Below are 18,280 nucleotides of genomic sequence, written 5' to 3'. Positions count from 1 at the left end.
GAGCCTTTTGTTTTTTTCAGCGCATCGCCAGCGCAAGCCGTCCCGCCGGCGCCGCAACCGCCGGCGCAGTAGCCCCAACCTTGAACACACTGACCAGCTTCGCCAGCTCCTCCGCCTGCTGCTGCATCGCCTGCGCCGCCGCAGCAGCTTCCTCGACCAGCGCCGCGTTTTGCTGCGTGACCCCATCCATATCCACGATCGCGCGGTTGGCCTGCTCGATGCCGTGGGTCTGCTCGGCGGTGGCGGCGCTGATGTCGGCCATGATGTCGGCCACCTTGCCGATGCTGCCGACCACTTCGCTCATGGTCAGGCCGGCCTCGTCGACCAGGCGGCTGCCGGTGCCGACCTTGCCGACCGAGTCGTCGATCAGCGCCTTGATTTCCTTGGCCGCCGCGGCCGAGCGCTGGGCCAGGGTACGCACTTCGCCGGCCACGACCGCGAAGCCGCGGCCCTGTTCGCCGGCGCGGGCCGCCTCCACCGCCGCGTTCAGCGCCAGGATGTTGGTCTGGAAGGCGATGCCGTCGATCACCGAGATGATGTCGACGATCTTCTTCGAGGATTCGTTGATCGAGCCCATGGTGTCCACCACCTGGGCCACGACCGCGCCGCCGCGCGCAGCCACGGTGGAGGCGGCGCGCGCCAGTTCGTTGGCGGTGTGGGCGTGGTCGGCGTTCTGCTTCACGGTCGAGGTCAGCTCTTCCATCGTCGACGCGGTCTCTTCCAGCGAGCCCGCTTGCACTTCGGTGCGGGCCGAGAGGTCGGCGTTGCCGGTCGCGATTTCGCTCGAGGCGTGGGCGATGTGGTGGGTGGCTTCGCGCACGTGGCCGACCAGGTCCGCCAGGCGCGCGCGCATGGTGTCCATCGCGAACAGCAGGCTGGCGCGGTCGCCGTCGCGCAGCGCGACATTCACGTCCAGTTCGCCGTTGGCGATGCGGCCGGCGATGTCGGCCGCGTAGCCGGGTTCGCCGCCGAGCTGGCGCAGCAGGCTGCGCGTGATCAGCCAGGAGATGGCGCCGCCGAGCACCAGCGCAACGAGCGTGATCAGCAGCGTGTGGCGGCGCGCCGCCTGGTGCGCTGCGGCTGCTTCAGTTGCGGCGGCATCGACCTGCCGTTCGAGGTGCTGCACCATGTCGCCCATCGCGATGACGGTCTTGGTCTGCAGAGGCTGCAGCTCGTTGAGCAGGACGCGGTTCGATTCTTCGCGCTGGCCGGCCTTCACCAGGGCAGTCATCCTGGTGACGACGTCCACCGAAGCGGCGCGCGCGGCAACGATCTTGTCCAGGTCCGCCTTTTCGGTGTCGCTGGAGATCATGCCGGAGAGCTTGTCGAACAGGACCTTGTACTCGGCGCGGTTGGCGGCCAGGCGCTTGTTCTCGGCATCGATCTCGGCTGCGTCGGTCATCAGCGCGATGTTGCGGCCGTTGATGATCGCATTCATGACCGACTGGCGGAGGCCGGCCACCAGCCTGACCTTGACGTTGTCGCTGTCGACGATCCGGGTCATTTTTTCCTGCATGGTCGCCATATTGGCAACGCCGTTGATGGCCAGGGCCACCATCAGGATGAGAACAATGGAAAAGCCGAGCGCGAGCCGCGCCCACACCTTGAGATTGGTGATCTTCATGGAGAATCGAGTGGTGCCATGGATGGGACACCGATTATAGTCGCGATGAATATTGCCGATCGGGAATCTTGTACAAACGATCACAGCTAAATGATTATTTGTGGTTTTCTTTTGACGTTCCTGATCTCAACCGCGCTTGACCGCGTGCAGCCACACGGCCGCGATGCGCTCGACCTTCTCGTAACCCTCGCACTCCAGCTGCCCGCCGAAGATATCCGGATCCAGCTCTTCGTAGTGCCATTCCTCGCAGGCTTCGTCGAGCAGCGGGCGGATCGCCGCCAGGAAGGGGTCGTCGCCGGCGACGATCGCCACGCCGGTGTACAGCAGCAGGCTGCCGCCAGGGAGCAGGCGCGCCAGCCCGGTTCTGACGATCTGGATCGACAGCCCGGCGCCATGTTCGCCGCCGCCGTGACGGTAGGGCAGCTCGTCGGCGTCGAGAATGTAGGGCGGGTTCGACATCACCACGTCGAAGTGGCCGTCGACGCCGTCCAGCAGGTCGCTGCGGCAGGGGATGAGCCTGGTGGCGCCGTTCAGCTCGGCGTTGACTTCGGTGAGCGCGAGCGCGTCCTCGTTGATGTCGGCGCCGTAGACGGTGGCCTCGGGGCAGCACAGCGCCAGCTCGATCGCGCCCGGTCCGGCGCCGCAGCCGATGTCGACCGCGCGGCGTACCGGGCGGCCCAGCAGCGGCGAAGCCAGCGCGCGCTTGAGCGCGGCCACGTAGCGGTAGGTGTCGGGGCCGAAGAACACGGCGTCGTCGTCGTCGGTCGGGAAGGCGGAGTGGAAGTACAGCTGGCGCCCGATGCTCGAGACGCGGATGCGAGCGCGGTGGCCGGACTCGCCGTCCTGTTCGAGGTCCTCGCGCAGGCCGCTTTCCAGCAGCAGGGCATCGATCTCTGCCGGCAGCACGCCGTCGCGGTAAGGCCGGCTCCAGCCGAGCACGTCGCGCAGGCCGTGCGCCCAGGCGTTCTCGGCGCGCCGGTTGAGGCGCCGGTGGGTGGCCGGGGTGACGGTCATGAAGCGGTAATCCTGGTCGCGCAAGCGGCGGCCGAGGTCGGCGAGGGCGGCTGGGGAGCGGAGATCGAGGGTCATTGTGCCAGCATGAAGTGCCGCACGCGGCGACTCTGTGCGCGAGCGAACATAGCGAAGCTTCCGTTAAAATCGAGCATATGTGAAGGTTCGTACATACCCGGTGTGCCTGCCTGCGCATACTGGCGCAACGGGAGGAATATCATGACCAAGAGAATGTCTGACGCTGTGCTGAATACGCGCCTGGAGCGCGAAGTCGAACGCGAACGCCACGAACGCATGCTGCATGACGAGCAGCGCGCCGGCTTCGCCGTCGACGAGGAATTCCGCATCAAGGATGCGCGTGAACAAAAGGGGGCTGTGAGCCTCAAGCGCCCGATCGGGCGATAAGGAGAAGACGATGCGTTGGCAAGGCGACGAACAAAGTAATAACGTTGAGGACCGCCGCGGTGGCGGTGGCGGCGGCTTCGGTATCGGCGGCGGTACGGTGGGGATCGGCTCGATCGTCATTGCGCTGCTCGGTTCCTGGTTCTTCGGCGTGTCGCCGAGCACCATTCTGAATCTGCTGTCGGGCGGCTCGCCGGCCCAGGTCCAGCAGGCGCCTTCGCATCCGCCGGCGAATGACCAGGAAACCCAGTTCGTGCGCACGGTGCTGCGCTATACCGAAACCACCTGGACCCAGATCTTCAAGGCCAGCGGCGGCACCTACCACCCGGCGCGCCTGGTGCTGTACGACGGCCGCACGCCGACTGAGGGTTGCGGTACCGGCCAGGCAGCCGTCGGTCCGTTCTACTGCCCGGCCGACCGCAAGGTCTACATCGACCTGTCCTTCTTCAACATGATGCAGCAGCGCTTCAAGGTCGGCGGCGAATTCACCCAGGCCTACGTGATCGCGCACGAGGTCGGCCACCACGTGCAGAACCTGCTGGGTATTTCGGGCAAGGTCGACAGCATGCGCAACCGCCTGTCCGAGACCGAGGCGAACGCGCTGTCGGTGCGGGTGGAACTGCAGGCCGACTGCTTCGCCGGCGTCTGGGCCTACCACACCAACGAGGCCAAGCAGATCATCGAGCAGGGCGATGTCGAGTCGGCCCTGGCCGCGGCCAGCGCGATCGGCGACGATGCCCTGCAGCGCCAGTCGCGCGGCGAGGTGGTGCCGGATTCCTTTACCCACGGCACTTCGGCGCAGCGCGTGCGATGGTTCACGAAAGGCCTGCAAACGGGGTCAGTGGAGCAATGCAACACGTTTGAGGCCCGACAGCTTTAATTCGAAGCACCACGCTTCATCGATCAAACGGCCGCTGAAATGCGGCCGTTGTCGTTTCTGATTCATAACAAATTTCCCTTTAAAAACATATAGATAAGAAAATTTCCAGAAACTCTGCACACGTTTCCTTACGCATATCGCCTTTCTTAGCGTTCTGACATAACGTTTAATCAATGGCCCGATGTCGACAGTCGGGCCGCTAACCAACGAGGAGGACATATGCTGGCAATGAATTACCGTGGACCCTATCGCGTCCGCGCCGATCACAAGCCCGATCCGGTCATCGAACACCCGGGCGACGCCATCGTGCGCGTCACGCGTACCTGTATCTGCGGTTCCGACCTGCACCTGTATCACGGCATGGTGCCGGATACGCGTGTCGGCCATACCTTTGGCCACGAGTTCATCGGCGTGGTCGAGGACGTCGGTTCCGACGTGCAGACGCTGAAGGTGGGCGACCGGGTGATGGTGCCGTTCAACCTGTTCTGCGGCTCCTGCTTCTTCTGCCAGCACGAACTGTACGGCAATTGCCACAACACGAATCCGGAAGCGACCGCCGTCGGCGCCATCTACGGCTATTCGCACACGGCGGGCGGCTACGACGGCGGCCAGGCCGAGTACGTGCGCGTGCCGATGGCCGACGTCGGTCCGATGATCATCCCGGACGACATCCACGACGACGACGCCGTGCTGCTGACCGACGTCACGCCGACCGGCTACCAGGCGGCCGAGATGGGCGACATCAAGGAAGGCGACACCGTCGTGATCTTCGGCGCCGGCCCGATCGGCATCATCGCAGCCAAATCGGCCTGGCTGATGGGGGCGGGACGTGTGATCGTGGTCGACGAGGTCGAATACCGGCTGGAATTCGTCAAGCGCTGGGCCCAGTGCGAGGTAGTCAACTTCCGCGAGGTCAATGACATGGCCGAGCACATTAAGAAGATGACGGACTGGATGGGCGCCGACGTCTGCATCGACTGCGTGGGCGGCGACGCCGCCGGCTCGATCGCCCAGACCCTGACCGGCCGCCTGATGAAGGCACAGGCCGGTTCCTCCATCGTGCTGCACTGGTGCATCAACTCGGTACGCAAGGGCGGCAATGTGTCGATCGTCGGCGTGTACGGCCCGACCTTCAACATGGTCCCGATGGGCAACGTGCTGAACAAGGGCCTGACGATCCGCGCCAACCAGGCCAGCGTCAAGCGCCACCTGCCGCGCCTTATCGAGCACATCCGCGAAGGCCGCCTGAACCCGAAGGAAATCATCACCCACCGCGTGCCGCTAGAAGAAATTTCGGATGCCTATCACATCTTCTCCAGCAAACTCGACGGCTGCATCAAGACCGTCCTGATCCCGCCGCGCGCCCACGAGGTCCGCGCCGTCCAGGCCAGCGCACTGCATTAAGGAGACCCCATGCAAACCCACGATCAAGTCGACGAACATTCGCACCAGCACCATCACCACGGCCACGCCGACGAGCACCAGCAGGATTACCCGATGGTGCCGCAGCGGCCATCGCGCGAACAGCTGGCCCACATCAAGGGCTGGGGCGCGGACCTGGACCGCAAGAACCGTCCGGCGGTGCCGATGGAACGCACGCCGCCGCGCTTCATCCATGCGCATGAGGGCAAGCTGCCGCAGCAGCCGGAAACCGTCGAGATCCTGACCTCGACCGAGCGCCCCGGCATCACCCCCATCTTCGGCACGGCCCAGCCGCCGAAGGGTTTTTCCGGCATGATGCGCCGGCTGGCCTTCCGCTGGTCCGAGAACGACATGCGCCACTGGCTGATCCTGCTGGCTGCCGACCGCGTCAACGTGGTCGAGGGCATCGGCGAAGACCTGGCCAAGGGCAAGGTGCCGAACGTGCTGGCCGAGATGGGCATCAAGGCCGAATGGGAGCACAACAAGGCCGGCCTGGTGAAAAAGGCGGCGATCGGCGCGGCGCTGGTCGGGACGGCTGTCTATCTGATGCGCCGCCGCGACCGCTAAGAAGTACCTGCAGTACCGTTTTGCGCTACGCCCCACAGCGGTTCCAGCCGCTGTGGGGCTTTTTGCGTTTGAGCAAATCTTTTAACGGAACCTCGTCCACACTCTGATGGTGCCCAAAGCAGAGCTTGCTTACGGCGGCCCAACCGATTGGAGACGAGCAATGAACCAGCGTTCCCTCACACTTCTTGCGGCGTCGATCGGCGCCATTTCCTCCCTGGTCACGCCTTTCATGAGCCCCGCGCTCGCGGCCGGCCCGCTGCCGAACACCATGATGAGCGCGCCGGTGGCGGCCACGCCGGCTTCGCGCGCCGGCGTCGTCGCCCAGCTGGAGGCGCGCCGCGCCCAGCGTGGGCTGGATGCGCGCCATGGTTTCACGGTCCTGGTCCAGCACCCCGGCATGCAGGGCACCCAGGTGATGCGGGTGGCGCATACCTGGAAGGGCGTGCCCATCTTCGGTTCCGAATCGGTGGTGGTGCTCGATGCGAATGGCCTCATCCAGTCCGAGTCGAGCTCGGAGCGCCGCGCCGGCCTGGGTAAAAGCGGCGGAACCAGCGCATCCGCCGCCGACGGTCCGGGTAACGACTTCAGCGTCATCCCTGCCATTTCTCCCAAGCAGGCGATCGACAAGGCGCTCGGTTCCCTCGGAACGGATGCCCGTCACGTGGCCCCGCCCAGCGCCGAGCTGATCATCTATCCGGTGCTGCGCACCGAGCGCACCGCGGCTGCGCGCGACAAGCAGGAATATGAGCTGAACGCGCTCGACGTCCAGGAAGTGGTCGACCATTACGAGCTGGCCTACCTGGTCCACACCCGCATGCACGTGGGCGAGAAGCCGGTCTACCACGACACCGTGGTCAGCGCGCGCGACGGCAGCATCCTCGACCAGTGGAGCATGCTGCAGACCGTGATCGGCGTCGGCAAGAGCCAGTACAACGGCGAGGTGCCGATCAACACCACGCTGGTCGACGGCAAGTACAAGATGATCGACGATACGCGCGGCACCGGCGGCATGTTCGGCGCGATGGCGATCACGAATGCCAACCACGGCACCACCGCCGGCAACGTCTACGTCAACGACACCAACACCTGGGGCGACGGCAAGAACTACGTCGCGCGCGGCTCGACCACCGATGCCAACGGCCAGACCGCGGCGGTGAACGCGATGTGGGGCCTGATGAACACCTACGACGCGCTGAAGAACATCTTCGGCTGGCAGTCGCTGGACGGCCACAATACCGCCACGTATATTGCCGCCCACGTCAACACCGCCTACGACAACGCCTACTACAGCGATACCTGCCGCTGCATGTTCATCGGCGACGGCTCCAGCTTCTACAGCCTCGGTTCGATCGACGTGATCGGCCATGAGATGGGCCACGGCGTCACCGCCGCCACTTCGAACCTGACCTATTCGGGCGAGTCGGGCGGCCTGAACGAATCCGCCTCCGACATCAATGGCGAAGTCGTCGAAGCATATGCGCGCGCCGGCGGCAAGGGCGAGACCATTCCGGCCGAGGGCAACGACTGGGTGCTGGGCAAGGAGATCAGCAAGAGCGGCACGCCGCTGCGCTGGATGTACAAGCCCAGCAAGGACGGCAGCAGCCCGGATGCCTGGAGCAGCTCGCTCAAGCGCCTCGACGTGCACTACAGCAGCGGCCCGAACAACCGCATGTTCTACTTCCTCTCGCAGGGCTCGAACGCGGACAAGGCCAGCGATTACTACAGCAAATACCTGGTCAAGGCGCCGGCGGCGATGAGCGGCGTCGGCCTCGACAAGGCCTACCGGATCTGGTTCAAGGCCAACACCACCAAGTTCACTTCGAGCACCAACTATGCCGATGCGCGCGCCAAGATGATCGAAGCGGCTGAAGAGCTGTACGGCAAGGGCGGCAAGGAATCCATCGCCGTGCAGCGGGCTTACGCGGCGATCAACGTCGGCGCGGACGTCGACGAGTAGGGCCGCCACCTGTTCACATTGATAGGTGACGCCTTAATTTGTTGCAATAAATACATTTATATCGGTAGCATGGCCTTCGTCCTCACTAACCCTGGAAGAACGCCATGCCACGCCTGTCCTGTCTCCTGCTTGCCCTTTTTGCCGCCCCGCTAGCCGCCCAGGCGGCGCCGATCTACACCGTGACGCCGGTCGGCAACTTCGGCAATCTGACCAGCCTGCCGAACGGCCTCAACAACGCCGGCACCGTGGTCGGCTACGCCTACACCTCGGGCGGCCATATCAACGCCTATTCGAGCAGCAACGGCACCGCCACCAGCCTGCACCAGGGTGCGCCGAACACCGGCAACAGCAAGGCCTGGGCCATCAACGAGAGCGGGGCGGTGGTGGGCGAAAGCAGCGTCGGCAACGCGACGCGGGCCACCGTGTTCTCGAATGGCTCGGCGCAGACGCTGGGCACCCTGGGTGGACAGAACAGCTATGGCTACGGCATCAATGCCGCCGGCCAGGTGGTCGGGGTGTCCGACACCGCCACGCCCAACGTCCAGCACGGTTTCGTCACCGGCCCCGGCGGCGCCCTGATCGACATCGGTGCCGTCAATGGCGGCAGCTACAGCGCGGCCAATGCCATCAACGACCTCGGCGTCGTCACCGGCTATGCCGAGATCAGCGCGGCCGGCGACTATCGCGCCTACACCTACACGGGCGGTGTCATGCACCTCCTGGATACCCTCGGCGGCAGCTTCGCCCAGGGCTATGCGATCAACAATGCGGGCATGGTGGCGGGATATTCCGGGATAGCCAACGATGCGGAATCGCACGCCTTCCTGTATGCGAACGGCCTGGTGGTCGACATCGGCGACCTCGGCGGCGACGACAGCTATGCCACCGGCATCAACGCAGCCGGCGACGTGGTCGGCGCCTCGAACTTCATGGCGGGCGGTGTTGGCGGCTACCACGCCTTCCTGTACAGCGGCGGCGTACTGAAGGACTTGAACGACCTGATCGATCCGACCCTCGGCTTGAACCTGGTCTATGCGGGCGACATCAACGACAAGGGCCAGATCGCCGCGCGTGGCTGCACGGCGAATGGCCAGTGCTCGGACGTGCTGCTGAGCCTGATCGCCACGCCCGATCCGGACCCGGATCCGAACAATGTGCCGGAACCGGAAGCGTTCACGGCCGGCGTCGCAGGCCTGGCGCTGATGGGGCTGCTGCGCCGCCGTCGCGCCAAGCGCTGATCATCGAGCGCCGATCACTGCGCCAGCAAGGGATAGGGATTGACCGGCGTCCCTTTCCACCACTGCTTTTCGGGCGTCAGCTCGAACACGGCGAAGTGCAGGTGGGGCGCGTTCGGGTCGGCATTGCCGGTCGCGCCCACGTAGCCGATCAGGTCGCCGCGCTTGATGTCCATGCCTTCCTTGATGCCGTCGGCGTAGTGGTCGAGGTGGGCGTAGTAGTAGGCGTACTTTTCGGTCGGATCGAACTGGTAGATGGTCAGGCCGCCGGGCTTGCTGGTGAAGAGCTTGGCGACCTTGCCGTCGGCCACGGCCAGCACCTTGGTGCCTTTCGGCGCCATGATGTCGAGCGCCTCGTGGTGGCGTTCGGCGCCGCGCGGCTGGTCGAAATTGTCCTTGATGCTGGCCAGCGCCATGCCCTCGACCGGCACCATCAGCTTGCCGGCGGGCAGGGCAGGGGCGGTGGCGGAGGCGCCGTTGTCCGCGGGTAATGCCGTGGTCGACGGGCGCAGCGGCAGGTCGAGTTCGGTCAGGTCCGGCGTGACCTTGGGAGCGGGCGGAAGCGTGCTTTCGATGTCTGGCCCGGCCGGCGCGGGCAGCGAGCCCGTGTTCGCCGCGACGGCGGGCGCCGCAGCCGGTTCGTGGGGCATCTGGCGCAGCCAGGCAAACAGGCCGCCGGCGCCGACCGCGACGCCGAGCAGGAAGGTCAACAGCCATCTCATCACGCTCTCCTTGTTGTTAGTATTGAGTATTACCCGCCGTGATACTTCTTCAGCTTACTATTTACTCTTGTAATACGACTTCCGTTCCCTTCTGCACCAGTCCGGCAAGCTCGGCCGCGCTCCAGTTGGTCAGGCGGATGCAGCCGTGCGACTCCGTCTTGCCGACAAGGCCGGGCACCGGCGTGCCGTGGATGCCGTAGTGCGGAATCGACAGGTCGATCCAGGCCACGCCCACCGGGTTGTTGGGGCCGGCTGCAATCTTGGTTTTCGCATCGCCCGGCTTGGCGTCCCAGAACAGCTTGGGGTTGTAGTTGTAGGTCGGGTTGCGCGCCACGGCTTCGATCTTCCATTGGCCGATCGGGAGCGGGTCGTGCTCGCTGCCGGTCGAAGCCGGATACTGGGCCAGCGGCCGGCCGGTGGCGTCTTCGAGCGTCAGGACACGGCCCTCGCGCGATACCACGACGCGGGCAGCAGGCGGCAGCGGCGCCGTGCCCACCACGTTCGGCACCATGATCTGCTCGCCGGCGCGGCTCAGGTCCTTGCCTTTGTTGAGCTTGTCGATCAGGCCCGGGCTGGCGTGGAATTTTTCGCCCAGGCCTTCCTGCACGGTGGCATAGCCGAGGGTCGGCAGCTTGGCCTTTTCCATCATGTCATCCGGGACCGGACGGAAGGGGCCGGCGATGTCGCTGTCGGCCAGCGTGTAGGCGACGACCGTCGGCGCGTTGTCGGCGTTCAGGGCGTTCCAGGTGGCTTCGTCGAGCTTGCCGGTAACCGGCAGGTTGCGCGCCTTCTGGAAGCCGGACAACGCCTGCTTCATGTTGGAGCCGAAGGCGCCGTCGATCTCGCCCGGCGAAAAGTGGGCGCGGTCCAGGAGGACCTGGGCGCGCAGCATGCGGTCGGATTCGCTGGCTTCGACCGGTGCGTTGACGGGGGCGGTGGCGGCGGTTTGCGGGACCGGGGTTTGCGCGGCTGTCGGCTGCCCGGCCGGCGCTGGCGCTTGAACCGGAGCCGCTGCCGGCGCGGCCTGCACGGCGCTGCTTTGCGCGCGTGCGGCTGCGGCGGTCTGGGCATTGGCATTCGAGGCCGCAGCGACGCGTGCCTGTACGGTCGGCTGTGCGGGTTGCTTGTTCTTGACCGGATAGGCCTGCTGGGCGGCGCCGGCGGCGGCGCAAGCGCTGCCGAGGACGAGGGCCAGGGTGGGGGCGGCGATGTATTTCATTGGCTTCCTGCATTACTTACATATGGAAACCTCAGCGTAGTGCTGCGCCGCGCCAGGGTCTGTGCGCGAACGAACCCATCTTCCGGCGGGCGTAAACACGATGCTCTGACGGTACAATCGCCACTATGAGCGAAGCCACGATCACTTTCCAGCCGTCTGGATGGCGTGTCCCCGCGCCCGCGGACACCACCATCCTGCACGCCGCCGAGCAGGCCGGCATCGACCTGCCCAGCTCCTGCCGCAACGGCACCTGCCGCACCTGCATCTGCCGCCTGGCGAGCGGCAGCGTGCGCTACCTGGTCGAGTGGCCGGGCCTGTCCTTCGACGAGAAGCGCGAAGGCTATGTGCTGCCTTGCGTCGCCGTGCCGGTGGGCGACGTGGTGGTCGACCAGCGGCTGGCGAAGCGCATCAGTTGGGATTGACGGGCGTCTTCAGCGCCGCTTCGATCGCCCGCGCCACCAGCGGCCAGGAATGCGAGCTGGCCGCCACCTCGTCGTAGTGGCTGGCGCCCGGCAGGATCACGACCTCGGCCATGTCGCCGGCGGCGCGGGCGCGCGCAGCGTAATCGTGGGCCACGCGCGGCGGCGAGATCTTGTCCAGTTCCCCTGTCACGAGGATGGTGCGGCTGCCGTTCGGCAGCAGGTCGCCGGCATTGGTGTCGGCAAAGACGTCCGGCCGCTTGTCGCTGGGCGCGCCGGCCAGCTGGCCGATCTCGCGGTCGCAGCTCGACTTGATGAGGGCCTGTTCGCGGCGCAGGTCGGCCAGGCCGCCCAGGCTCACCACGTTCTTCACCGGCAGCGGGTCGGGCTGGTACAGCGGGCTGCTTGCCGGGATGCGCGGCCGGCCCGCCATCCATTGCACCAGCTGGCCGCCGGCCGAGTGACCGACCGCGACCAGGCGGTTCAGGTCGAGCGGGTAGCGGCGCGCCTGCTGGGCCAGCATGTTGAGCGCCGCGTTGATGTCCTGGTAGGTGCCGGGATAGCCGCCGCCCGGCTCGTCGACCCGCCGGTACTCGACGTTCCAGGAAGCGATGCCGCGCTCGGCGAGCGCGCCCGCCAGGTTGCGCAACTGGGTGATGCCGCCGAATTCCTTGGTCCAGCAGCCGCCGTGCACCAGCACCGCCACCGGGAAGGGGCCGGGGCCGCCGGGGATGAACAGTTCCGCGAACTGGGACGGCGCGCTGCCGTAGGCGAAGGTGGCGTTCGGAACGGGACCCTTCAGGGCCAGGTAGTCGGCCAGCTTCATGGGCGCCGGTGCGGCGGCGTTGGCGCCGGCGCAGGCGACGGCGAGAGCGAGGGAAATCAGGCTACGCAGCATCGGACATCCAGTATGAAAACGGCAAGAACATCATCATACCAAGCTCGCGCACGATTGAAAGCCGGTCCGGGTCTTCCATGCTAGGCTGCGCAAAAACGTGATCCGTTTGTCAGCTTTTCACCAGAGGAGAATGCTATGACCCAATCGAAATCCAGCGGCAACCAGAACAAGCAATCGGCCAACGACTCGGAAGAGGATCTGGCCAAGCGCCGTGCCGGTGTGAACCCGGACAAGAGCAGCCATAACGAGAAGACGACCGTCAAGGCCGGCAAAGGGAAGGGGGCCGGCGGCGGAGCGAAGCAAAAGGAGGGGCGATGACTGGAGCCCCTCCGGTCGATGATCGGGCCGCACTAGCGGACCCGGTTCTTCGCGCCCACACCACGCCCGATCCGACCGACCCGAATCAGCCGCCTCCGCAGCCGGGTCCGGATCCGGACGACGTGCCGGCGCCCGCGCGTGCGCCGGTTGAAGAACCGCGCGCGCCCCAGCCGCCCATCAAGGCGGGCTAGGGCGCTTCGAATCAGGGCTTCTCCGAGCCGCCCTGCTGATTGCCGGCCTTGCCGGCATCCTGCTGACTGCCGCCACTGCGCGGCAGCGGCGGAATCTCCTTGATCATCTCATTCGTTTCGTGCTGGCCAGGCGTGATCTCGCCGCTGCCGATATCGCCTTCGTGCATCATCGGCGGGGCTTTTGCGCCGGGGTCCGGCTTGGGCGTCGACGTGTTCATGGTGTGTGCTCCTTACAGGTTGTTGGGGTTCAGGTGTTGACCTGATCCTAACAGCCAGCCCACGCTCCCGGCGCTCGATAGGCACTGCATGAATGTGTTGCTTTATGGCTACAATCATTGCCTAATGTATGACAGCGCACATAGCCTTCCGAGAAAGTTTTTATAATGGTCCATCGGCCAACCACTCTCAGGGAGGACAGCATGGGCACCACATTGCACAACAAGATTTATCTCGGACGACACTCCATGCTGGCTTCCCGACGCCTGCAAATGGCCTTGGCGCTGGGTGCGCTGGGTGCGCTGGCGGGGGCCGGCATCGTGTGGGCGGCGCTGCGCACACTGAAGTAAGTTGCGGGAGAGCCCGGGCCGCCTTACCATGGCGACCTTTGCTCTCAACGAAAGCTTGAATGAAGAATGAAAAACTGACGGGCGACGAATACGACGCCCTCGAACTCATCCGGCGCGGCGCCCGCACCGACCGTGTGAACGCCTGCGTGGGCCGGAATGCCAAGCGCCTGTCGGGGCTGAAGCTGGTGCAGTATGCGAAGAATGGTGCGCTGTCGCTGATGGACAAGGGGCAGGAAGTGCTGTTCCTGCGGCGCTGTATCGAAGCGCTGCGTGCGCTCGAGCGGGATCCCGCGAGCGCGATCGATGAGGATGTCGTGCAGTTCCTGAGCCGCAAGTCGCACATCGCCGCTTTGGCGAGCGGCGGTTACGAACTGACGGAGCGCGGCCGCGAATCGCTGGCCGACATCAGCTCGCAGGAACCGAAGCGGTAATCAGTTTGCCCGGCGGCGGTGCGGATACACCAGTGTGCGCACCGCGATCTCGGCCGGCACGTTCATCGCCGCCAGGAATTCGGCGGCGCGCTGCAGGCCCAGGGTGGGGATCGACGCGACCGCCTGGTTGACGAGGTCGCGGGTCCGCATGTCGGTGCGCTGCTTACGGTCTGCTGCACTGTGGGCCGCGCTGAGGCTGGCCGTCTCGAAGTTCATATCATCCCTCTTTATTATCTGAAAAGCATTGTTGCTATATTTTTAGTCTATTGTAGGGGAATGATTTTTTTTGTGCCACAAAAAATTGCAGATAAAACAAAGAATACAAGGCCTTAGCGGCATTTATTCAAGCAAATGCTAGGCAACGGCTACTTGCGGCTCGTCTTCGATGCCCGCCAGGCCGCGGCGCTGGCGCAGTAGCTGTTCAAATTCGTGCGCCGGCAGCGGGCGCGAGAAGTAATAACCCTGCATTTCGTCGCAGCCCTGGTGGCGCAGGTAGTCGAGCTGCTCGGCCGTTTCCACGCCCTCGGCGATCACCGACAGGCGCAGGTTGTGGGCCAGCGCGATGATGGACGCCACGATCGCGGCGTCGTTGGCGTCGATCGTGATGTCGTTCACGAAGGAGCGGTCGATCTTCAGCACGTCGATCGGGAAGCGCGAGAGGTAGGAGAAGCTCGAGTAGCCGGTGCCGAAGTCGTCGATGGACAGCTTCACCCCGAGCGACTTCATGCGGTGCAGCAGGTCGACCGCCGGCGTGACATCGCTCATGAACAGGCTCTCGGTCAGCTCCAGCTCCAGGCAGGAGGGATCGAGGCGGGTCTCTGCCAGCACCTGTTCGATCCCCGGCAGCAGTTCGGTGGCGCTGAACTGGCGCGCCGACAGGTTCACCGCCACCCGCAAATGGCCCAGTCCCGCATCCTGCCAGGCCTTGTTCTGGGCGCAGGCGGTGCGCATCACCCAGGCGCCGATCGGCACGATCAGGCCGGTGTCCTCGGCCACGCTGATGAAACGGGTCGGCGGCACCATGCCCAGTTCCGGATGCTTCCAGCGGATCAGCGCTTCCATGCCGACGATCTGGCCGGTCTTGAGGTCGACCTGGGGCTGGTAGTGCAGCACGAATTCGTTGCGTTCGAGGGCGTTGCGCAGCGCGCTTTCGATGCGCACGCGCTCTAGCGATTCCTCGTTCATTGCCGGGGTGTAGAACTGGAAGTTATTGCGGCCCAGCTTCTTGGCGCGGTACATGGCGATGTCCGCATGCTCGATCAGGCTCTCGGCCGGCGTGCCGTCGCTCGGGTAAGCGGCCACCCCGATACTGCAGGTGACGAAGAATTCCTTCGGTCCCAGCATCACCGGCTGGGCCACCGAATCCATCACGCGCTGCACGATGTCGTGGGTGAGCGGCTGGTCTTCGTGCTGCGACAGGATCACCACGAATTCGTCGCCCGACAGGCGCGCCACGGTGTCGGTATCGCGCAGCGAGCCGCGCAGGCGCGCCGCCACCGTCATCAGCAGCACGTCGCCGGCCTTGTGGCCCATGCTGTCGTTGACGAACTTGAAGCGGTCCAGGTCGATCAGCATCACCCACACCGGATGGCCGCTGCGGGTCGCATAGGCCACGGCCTGGCCGAGGCGGTCCTGCAGCAGCGAGCGGTTGGGCAGGCCTGTCAGCACGTCGTGCTGGGCCACGTGGTGCACGCGCTGCTCGGTGATCTTGCGCGCCGTGATGTCGCTGCCGGTGCCGCGGTAGCCGGTAAAGCGGCCGCTGTCGTCGAACATCGGCTGGCCGCTGACGCAGAACCAGCGCTCCTCGCCGAAGTCGTCGACCGCGCGGTATTCCAGGTTCTTGAAGGGCTCGCGCGCCTCGATGGCGGCGATGTGCTCGCGGCCCGATTCGCTGTCGGCCAGGCCGGCCACGAATTCGGCGCGGGTCTTGCCCAGGATGCGCTCGACGGCGATGCCGGATTTTTCCGTGAAGTGGCCGGTCACGGCGACGAAGCGCAGGCGCTCGTCCTGTTCCCAGTACCAGTCCGAGGACATCGCCACCAGCTGGCGGAAGCGCTGCTCGCTTTCCTGCAGCGCCTTTTCGGTGCGTTTGCGGGCCAGGACGTCGTCGATCAGGCGCTGGTTGGTGAGCTTTAAATCGGCGGTGCGCTCGCGCACCAGTTCCTGGACCTTGCGCGCGCGCTGGCCGGCGGCCTGCACGAAGGCGGCCAGCAGCAGGGTCGACAAGGCGCCGCCGGCCAGCAGCAGGGTCGAGGCCAGGTGGTCGGTCAGATAAGGTTTGGGCGCGGCCGAGGCTTCCACAGTCCAGGTCTGGCCGGCCGCCACGAAGCGGTCGAGCGAGCGTGCGCGCGGACGCGCCAGCCAGTGCGGCAGCGGCAGTTCCGGCGAAGCCGACTCCGCGGCGTCGTGGTTGGCGTAGACCATCGCGCCCGGCTTGGTCTGGGCGCCGATATACAGTTTGAGCAGGATGCTGCCGTCTTCCAGCAGGCCGGCGCGCGCCAGCGTCGAGCGGGCCAGGGTCTGGACGTCGATGACGGCGGCGGTGTCGCCGAGCAGGCGGCCGGCCGGGCCGTAGACCGGCATCACCACCTCGAAGCTGGGCTTGCCCGATGGGTCCTGGGCCAGGCGCAGCAGGCCGGTGGCGGACGCGCGTCCGCTGGCGTGGGCGCGCGCCAGGGCCCGCGCCACTTCGCCGTTTTCGCCGACGTTCAGGCCGAAGGCCGGCTCGTTGCCCTGCATCGGCTCGAGATAGTCGACCACGTTGTAGTGCGGACGCCGCGGCGCCGGCACCAGCTGGCCACCGATCAGCTCGCGCAGGATGGTGCCGGGACGGACCCGCTGGAGCTCGGCTTCGAAGGCGGTGCGCTCGCTGTCGTCCACCGCGCGGTGGAAATTGAAGGCCTTGATATAGGGATTGCGCAGCAGCAGCGGGGTGGTGAAATCGTGGAACTGCGAGCGCGTCACCGGCTGCACGGTGGTGAACAGCTGGTTAGTGACGTTCAGGACTTCGACCGCTTCGTCCATGCCCTGGCGCAGGGCGGCCACGCGCACGTTCGTGCCCTGTTCGAAAGCCAGCGACTTGTTGTCGATTTCGAGCCGGTTGACCGCGATCGTCAGCACGGCGGTCGTGGCCAGGCCACCCCCAAGCGTAAGGGCTGCTGCAAGCGTGAGCGAAAGCTGCAGTCGGCGACGCGGCATCCGTTTTCCTATAAAAAATACTTGCCAGAAGGCATGAAGTGCGCGCCAGTTTGTCACAGAAGCGCTTATTTCCGCAAACAAATTGTCACGCCGCAGAGCTGTATGGACGCAGGTGTGGCGATCCTCAAACAGTGCGCCATGCAATCCAGCCAAGTATGAGGCGTACGCATAGACGGTTCAATAATGCGAAGGGCAGGCGCCGCAGCAGGCGCGCGGCACGGCCCTGAGTGGCGGCGCCGGCGAACAGGATGTGGTTGTTGCCGGCCACCTTGTCGAGCCGGCAACTGCGGCCGTCGAAGGCGGCATCCAGCGCCGCGATCACCTCGCCGCGCCGCTTGTCATAGCTGAATACATTCGCAACCAGCACCCCGTCCGGCAACAGCAGGCGCCGGCACACCTCGTAGAAGAAGCGGCTGGACAGGGCAGGGGGCAGGCCGGCCTCGTCGAAGCCGTCGACCACGATGGCGTCGAAGCTGGCCGCCGGCGCCCCGACCATCCACTCGGCGGCGTCGGCGTGGATGACCCGGAAGCGGCCGTCGTCGGGCGGCACCAGGAAGGCCTCGCGCAGGGCGATCACGTCGGCGCGCAGTTCCAGCACGGTGATGCGGGCGTTCGGAAAATGGCGATGGCAGAACTTGGCCATCGAGCCGCCGCCCAGGCCCACCAGCAGGATGTGCGTGGGGCGCGGCACGAACAGCCCGAAGCACATCATGGCGCGGGTGTAGGCCAGCACCAGCTTGTGCGGGCGCGACAGCCGCATCGCGCTCTGGATGTCGCCGGGCGTGAACTCCAGCGTGCGGCGGTCGCCCTCGGTGCGCACCAGCGGCTTCGGTAGATTCTGCATGGGGCGAGTATACGATGCGCCGTGCGGCATGGCGGTCTAGCTTGTTGCAAAGGATAAGTTTCTGATAAGCTGGCCGCCGCAGCCTCACGGAGACCCCATGTTCCTGGACCATCCCACCATCACCGCCACCAACAGCCAGACGGAGCCCGACCGCATCGAGCGGCTCGATCGCGTCTATGGTTATGCAATGGGGCTGGCCGACGTGGATGGCGACGCGGTCTTCGTCGAGAAGCTGACCCAGCTCCACGACCACAAGGGCACCCTGATCGTGTTCTGGCACGAGCCTCCCAGCGAGGCGCAGATGAATTACCTGGCGCGCGCCTGGGCCAGCAAGGTCGGCGACGGCACCACCACCGTGGTCCACGAGTACTGAGGC

The 18,280-nt window shown here is 65.7% G+C and carries 21 protein-coding genes; 12 read left to right on the top strand and 9 right to left on the bottom strand.

All coding sequences use genetic code 11. From position 1 onward, the window contains the following. Nucleotides 1-16 precede the first annotated feature (16 nt). Together AC07PE_RS22060 and AC07PE_RS22055 are read right to left on the bottom strand one after the other, a co-directional pair. The gene (locus AC07PE_RS22060; RefSeq protein WP_498768473.1) at nucleotides 17-1,624 is read right to left on the bottom strand and encodes a methyl-accepting chemotaxis protein; all 1,608 of its coding nucleotides are present in this window, start codon (nucleotides 1,622-1,624) and stop codon (nucleotides 17-19) included. 126 nt (nucleotides 1,625-1,750) lie between these two features. Continuing rightward, nucleotides 1,751-2,713, bottom strand: a complete 963-nt coding sequence (locus tag AC07PE_RS22055; RefSeq protein WP_498768471.1) for a methyltransferase — start codon at nucleotides 2,711-2,713, stop codon at nucleotides 1,751-1,753. Nucleotides 2,714-2,854: 141 nt separating this feature from the next. On the opposite strand from AC07PE_RS22055, the gene AC07PE_RS22050 reads away from it, so the two are divergent. The 6 genes from AC07PE_RS22050 (at nucleotide 2,855) to AC07PE_RS22025 (ending at nucleotide 9,101) form a co-directional block, all read left to right on the top strand. Continuing rightward, nucleotides 2,855-3,040 carry a hypothetical protein gene (locus AC07PE_RS22050; RefSeq protein WP_498768469.1) on the top strand — a complete coding sequence of 62 codons (186 nt, stop codon included), beginning with the start codon at nucleotides 2,855-2,857 and terminating at the stop codon, nucleotides 3,038-3,040. A 10-nt stretch (nucleotides 3,041-3,050) separates the two neighbouring features. Beyond that, nucleotides 3,051-3,917, top strand: coding sequence for a KPN_02809 family neutral zinc metallopeptidase (gene ypfJ / locus AC07PE_RS22045; RefSeq protein ID WP_498768467.1), 867 nt, complete (start codon nucleotides 3,051-3,053; stop codon nucleotides 3,915-3,917). 219 nt (nucleotides 3,918-4,136) lie between these two features. Further along, entirely contained in the window at nucleotides 4,137-5,321 is a 1,185-nt protein-coding gene (locus AC07PE_RS22040) for a zinc-dependent alcohol dehydrogenase (protein ID WP_498768465.1), read from the top strand. A gap of 9 nt (nucleotides 5,322-5,330) precedes the next feature. Beyond that, on the top strand, nucleotides 5,331-5,906 hold the full coding sequence (locus AC07PE_RS22035) for a hypothetical protein (protein ID WP_498768463.1): 576 nt from the start codon (nucleotides 5,331-5,333) through the stop codon (nucleotides 5,904-5,906). A 160-nt stretch (nucleotides 5,907-6,066) separates the two neighbouring features. Next, a complete protein-coding gene (locus AC07PE_RS22030; RefSeq protein ID WP_498768461.1) occupies nucleotides 6,067-7,863 on the top strand; it encodes a M4 family metallopeptidase in 1,797 nt (598 codons plus the stop codon). Nucleotides 7,864-7,967: 104 nt separating this feature from the next. Further along, nucleotides 7,968-9,101 (top strand): hypothetical protein, encoded by a 1,134-nt coding sequence (locus AC07PE_RS22025; RefSeq protein ID WP_498768459.1) that lies wholly within the window; start codon nucleotides 7,968-7,970, stop codon nucleotides 9,099-9,101. A 14-nt stretch (nucleotides 9,102-9,115) separates the two neighbouring features. Here the strand turns inward: AC07PE_RS22025 and AC07PE_RS22020 are convergent, their stop codons facing one another. Together AC07PE_RS22020 and AC07PE_RS22015 are read right to left on the bottom strand one after the other, a co-directional pair. Continuing rightward, nucleotides 9,116-9,820 (bottom strand): M23 family metallopeptidase, encoded by a 705-nt coding sequence (locus AC07PE_RS22020; RefSeq protein ID WP_498768457.1) that lies wholly within the window; start codon nucleotides 9,818-9,820, stop codon nucleotides 9,116-9,118. A 61-nt stretch (nucleotides 9,821-9,881) separates the two neighbouring features. Then, nucleotides 9,882-11,039 (bottom strand): L,D-transpeptidase family protein, encoded by a 1,158-nt coding sequence (locus tag AC07PE_RS22015; protein WP_498768455.1) that lies wholly within the window; start codon nucleotides 11,037-11,039, stop codon nucleotides 9,882-9,884. Between the two features lie 125 nt (nucleotides 11,040-11,164). Between AC07PE_RS22015 and AC07PE_RS22010 the strand changes: the two genes are divergently transcribed. Continuing rightward, nucleotides 11,165-11,461, top strand: coding sequence for a 2Fe-2S iron-sulfur cluster-binding protein (locus tag AC07PE_RS22010; RefSeq protein WP_498768453.1), 297 nt, complete (start codon nucleotides 11,165-11,167; stop codon nucleotides 11,459-11,461). On the opposite strand, the gene AC07PE_RS22005 is transcribed toward AC07PE_RS22010, so the two are convergent. Beyond that, nucleotides 11,448-12,356, bottom strand: coding sequence for an alpha/beta hydrolase (locus AC07PE_RS22005; RefSeq protein ID WP_498768451.1), 909 nt, complete (start codon nucleotides 12,354-12,356; stop codon nucleotides 11,448-11,450). The two genes, AC07PE_RS22010 and AC07PE_RS22005, sit on opposite strands and share 14 nt — an antisense overlap. Nucleotides 12,357-12,491: 135 nt before the next feature. On the opposite strand from AC07PE_RS22005, the gene AC07PE_RS22000 reads away from it, so the two are divergent. Next, nucleotides 12,492-12,674, top strand: a complete 183-nt coding sequence (locus AC07PE_RS22000; protein WP_047826474.1) for a hypothetical protein — start codon at nucleotides 12,492-12,494, stop codon at nucleotides 12,672-12,674. Then, nucleotides 12,671-12,865 carry a hypothetical protein gene (locus tag AC07PE_RS21995; RefSeq protein ID WP_498768449.1) on the top strand — a complete coding sequence of 65 codons (195 nt, stop codon included), beginning with the start codon at nucleotides 12,671-12,673 and terminating at the stop codon, nucleotides 12,863-12,865. The genes AC07PE_RS22000 and AC07PE_RS21995 overlap by 4 nt, the downstream gene beginning before the upstream one ends. A gap of 11 nt (nucleotides 12,866-12,876) precedes the next feature. Here AC07PE_RS21995 and AC07PE_RS21990 read toward each other — a convergent pair whose 3' ends face one another. After that, the gene (locus tag AC07PE_RS21990) at nucleotides 12,877-13,083 is read right to left on the bottom strand and encodes a hypothetical protein (RefSeq protein WP_498768447.1); all 207 of its coding nucleotides are present in this window, start codon (nucleotides 13,081-13,083) and stop codon (nucleotides 12,877-12,879) included. 201 nt (nucleotides 13,084-13,284) lie between these two features. Between AC07PE_RS21990 and AC07PE_RS21985 the strand changes: the two genes are divergently transcribed. Together AC07PE_RS21985 and AC07PE_RS21980 are read left to right on the top strand one after the other, a co-directional pair. Further along, on the top strand, nucleotides 13,285-13,431 hold the full coding sequence (locus tag AC07PE_RS21985; RefSeq protein WP_498768445.1) for a hypothetical protein: 147 nt from the start codon (nucleotides 13,285-13,287) through the stop codon (nucleotides 13,429-13,431). 59 nt (nucleotides 13,432-13,490) lie between these two features. Continuing rightward, on the top strand, nucleotides 13,491-13,862 hold the full coding sequence (locus tag AC07PE_RS21980) for a hypothetical protein (RefSeq protein ID WP_498768443.1): 372 nt from the start codon (nucleotides 13,491-13,493) through the stop codon (nucleotides 13,860-13,862). On the opposite strand, the gene AC07PE_RS21975 is transcribed toward AC07PE_RS21980, so the two are convergent. The 3 genes from AC07PE_RS21975 to AC07PE_RS21965 form a co-directional block, all read right to left on the bottom strand. After that, nucleotides 13,863-14,078: a hypothetical protein gene (locus AC07PE_RS21975; protein WP_498768441.1), complete on the bottom strand. Its 216-nt coding sequence runs from the start codon at nucleotides 14,076-14,078 to the stop codon at nucleotides 13,863-13,865. Nucleotides 14,079-14,216: 138 nt separating this feature from the next. Beyond that, nucleotides 14,217-17,060, bottom strand: coding sequence for a bifunctional diguanylate cyclase/phosphodiesterase (locus AC07PE_RS21970; protein ID WP_498768439.1), 2,844 nt, complete (start codon nucleotides 17,058-17,060; stop codon nucleotides 14,217-14,219). 124 nt (nucleotides 17,061-17,184) lie between these two features. After that, complete coding sequence (locus AC07PE_RS21965; protein WP_498768437.1) at nucleotides 17,185-17,904, bottom strand: fused MFS/spermidine synthase; 720 nt, start codon at nucleotides 17,902-17,904, stop codon at nucleotides 17,185-17,187. Between the two features lie 97 nt (nucleotides 17,905-18,001). On the opposite strand from AC07PE_RS21965, the gene AC07PE_RS21960 reads away from it, so the two are divergent. Beyond that, on the top strand, nucleotides 18,002-18,277 hold the full coding sequence (locus tag AC07PE_RS21960) for a hypothetical protein (protein ID WP_498768435.1): 276 nt from the start codon (nucleotides 18,002-18,004) through the stop codon (nucleotides 18,275-18,277). Nucleotides 18,278-18,280 lie beyond the last annotated feature (3 nt).

This window comes from Telluria sp. GW821-FHT07G12 (genome assembly GCF_059418525.1).
Note: the sequence above shows the minus strand (reverse complement) of the source record. Positions and strands in the feature narration are given on the sequence as shown.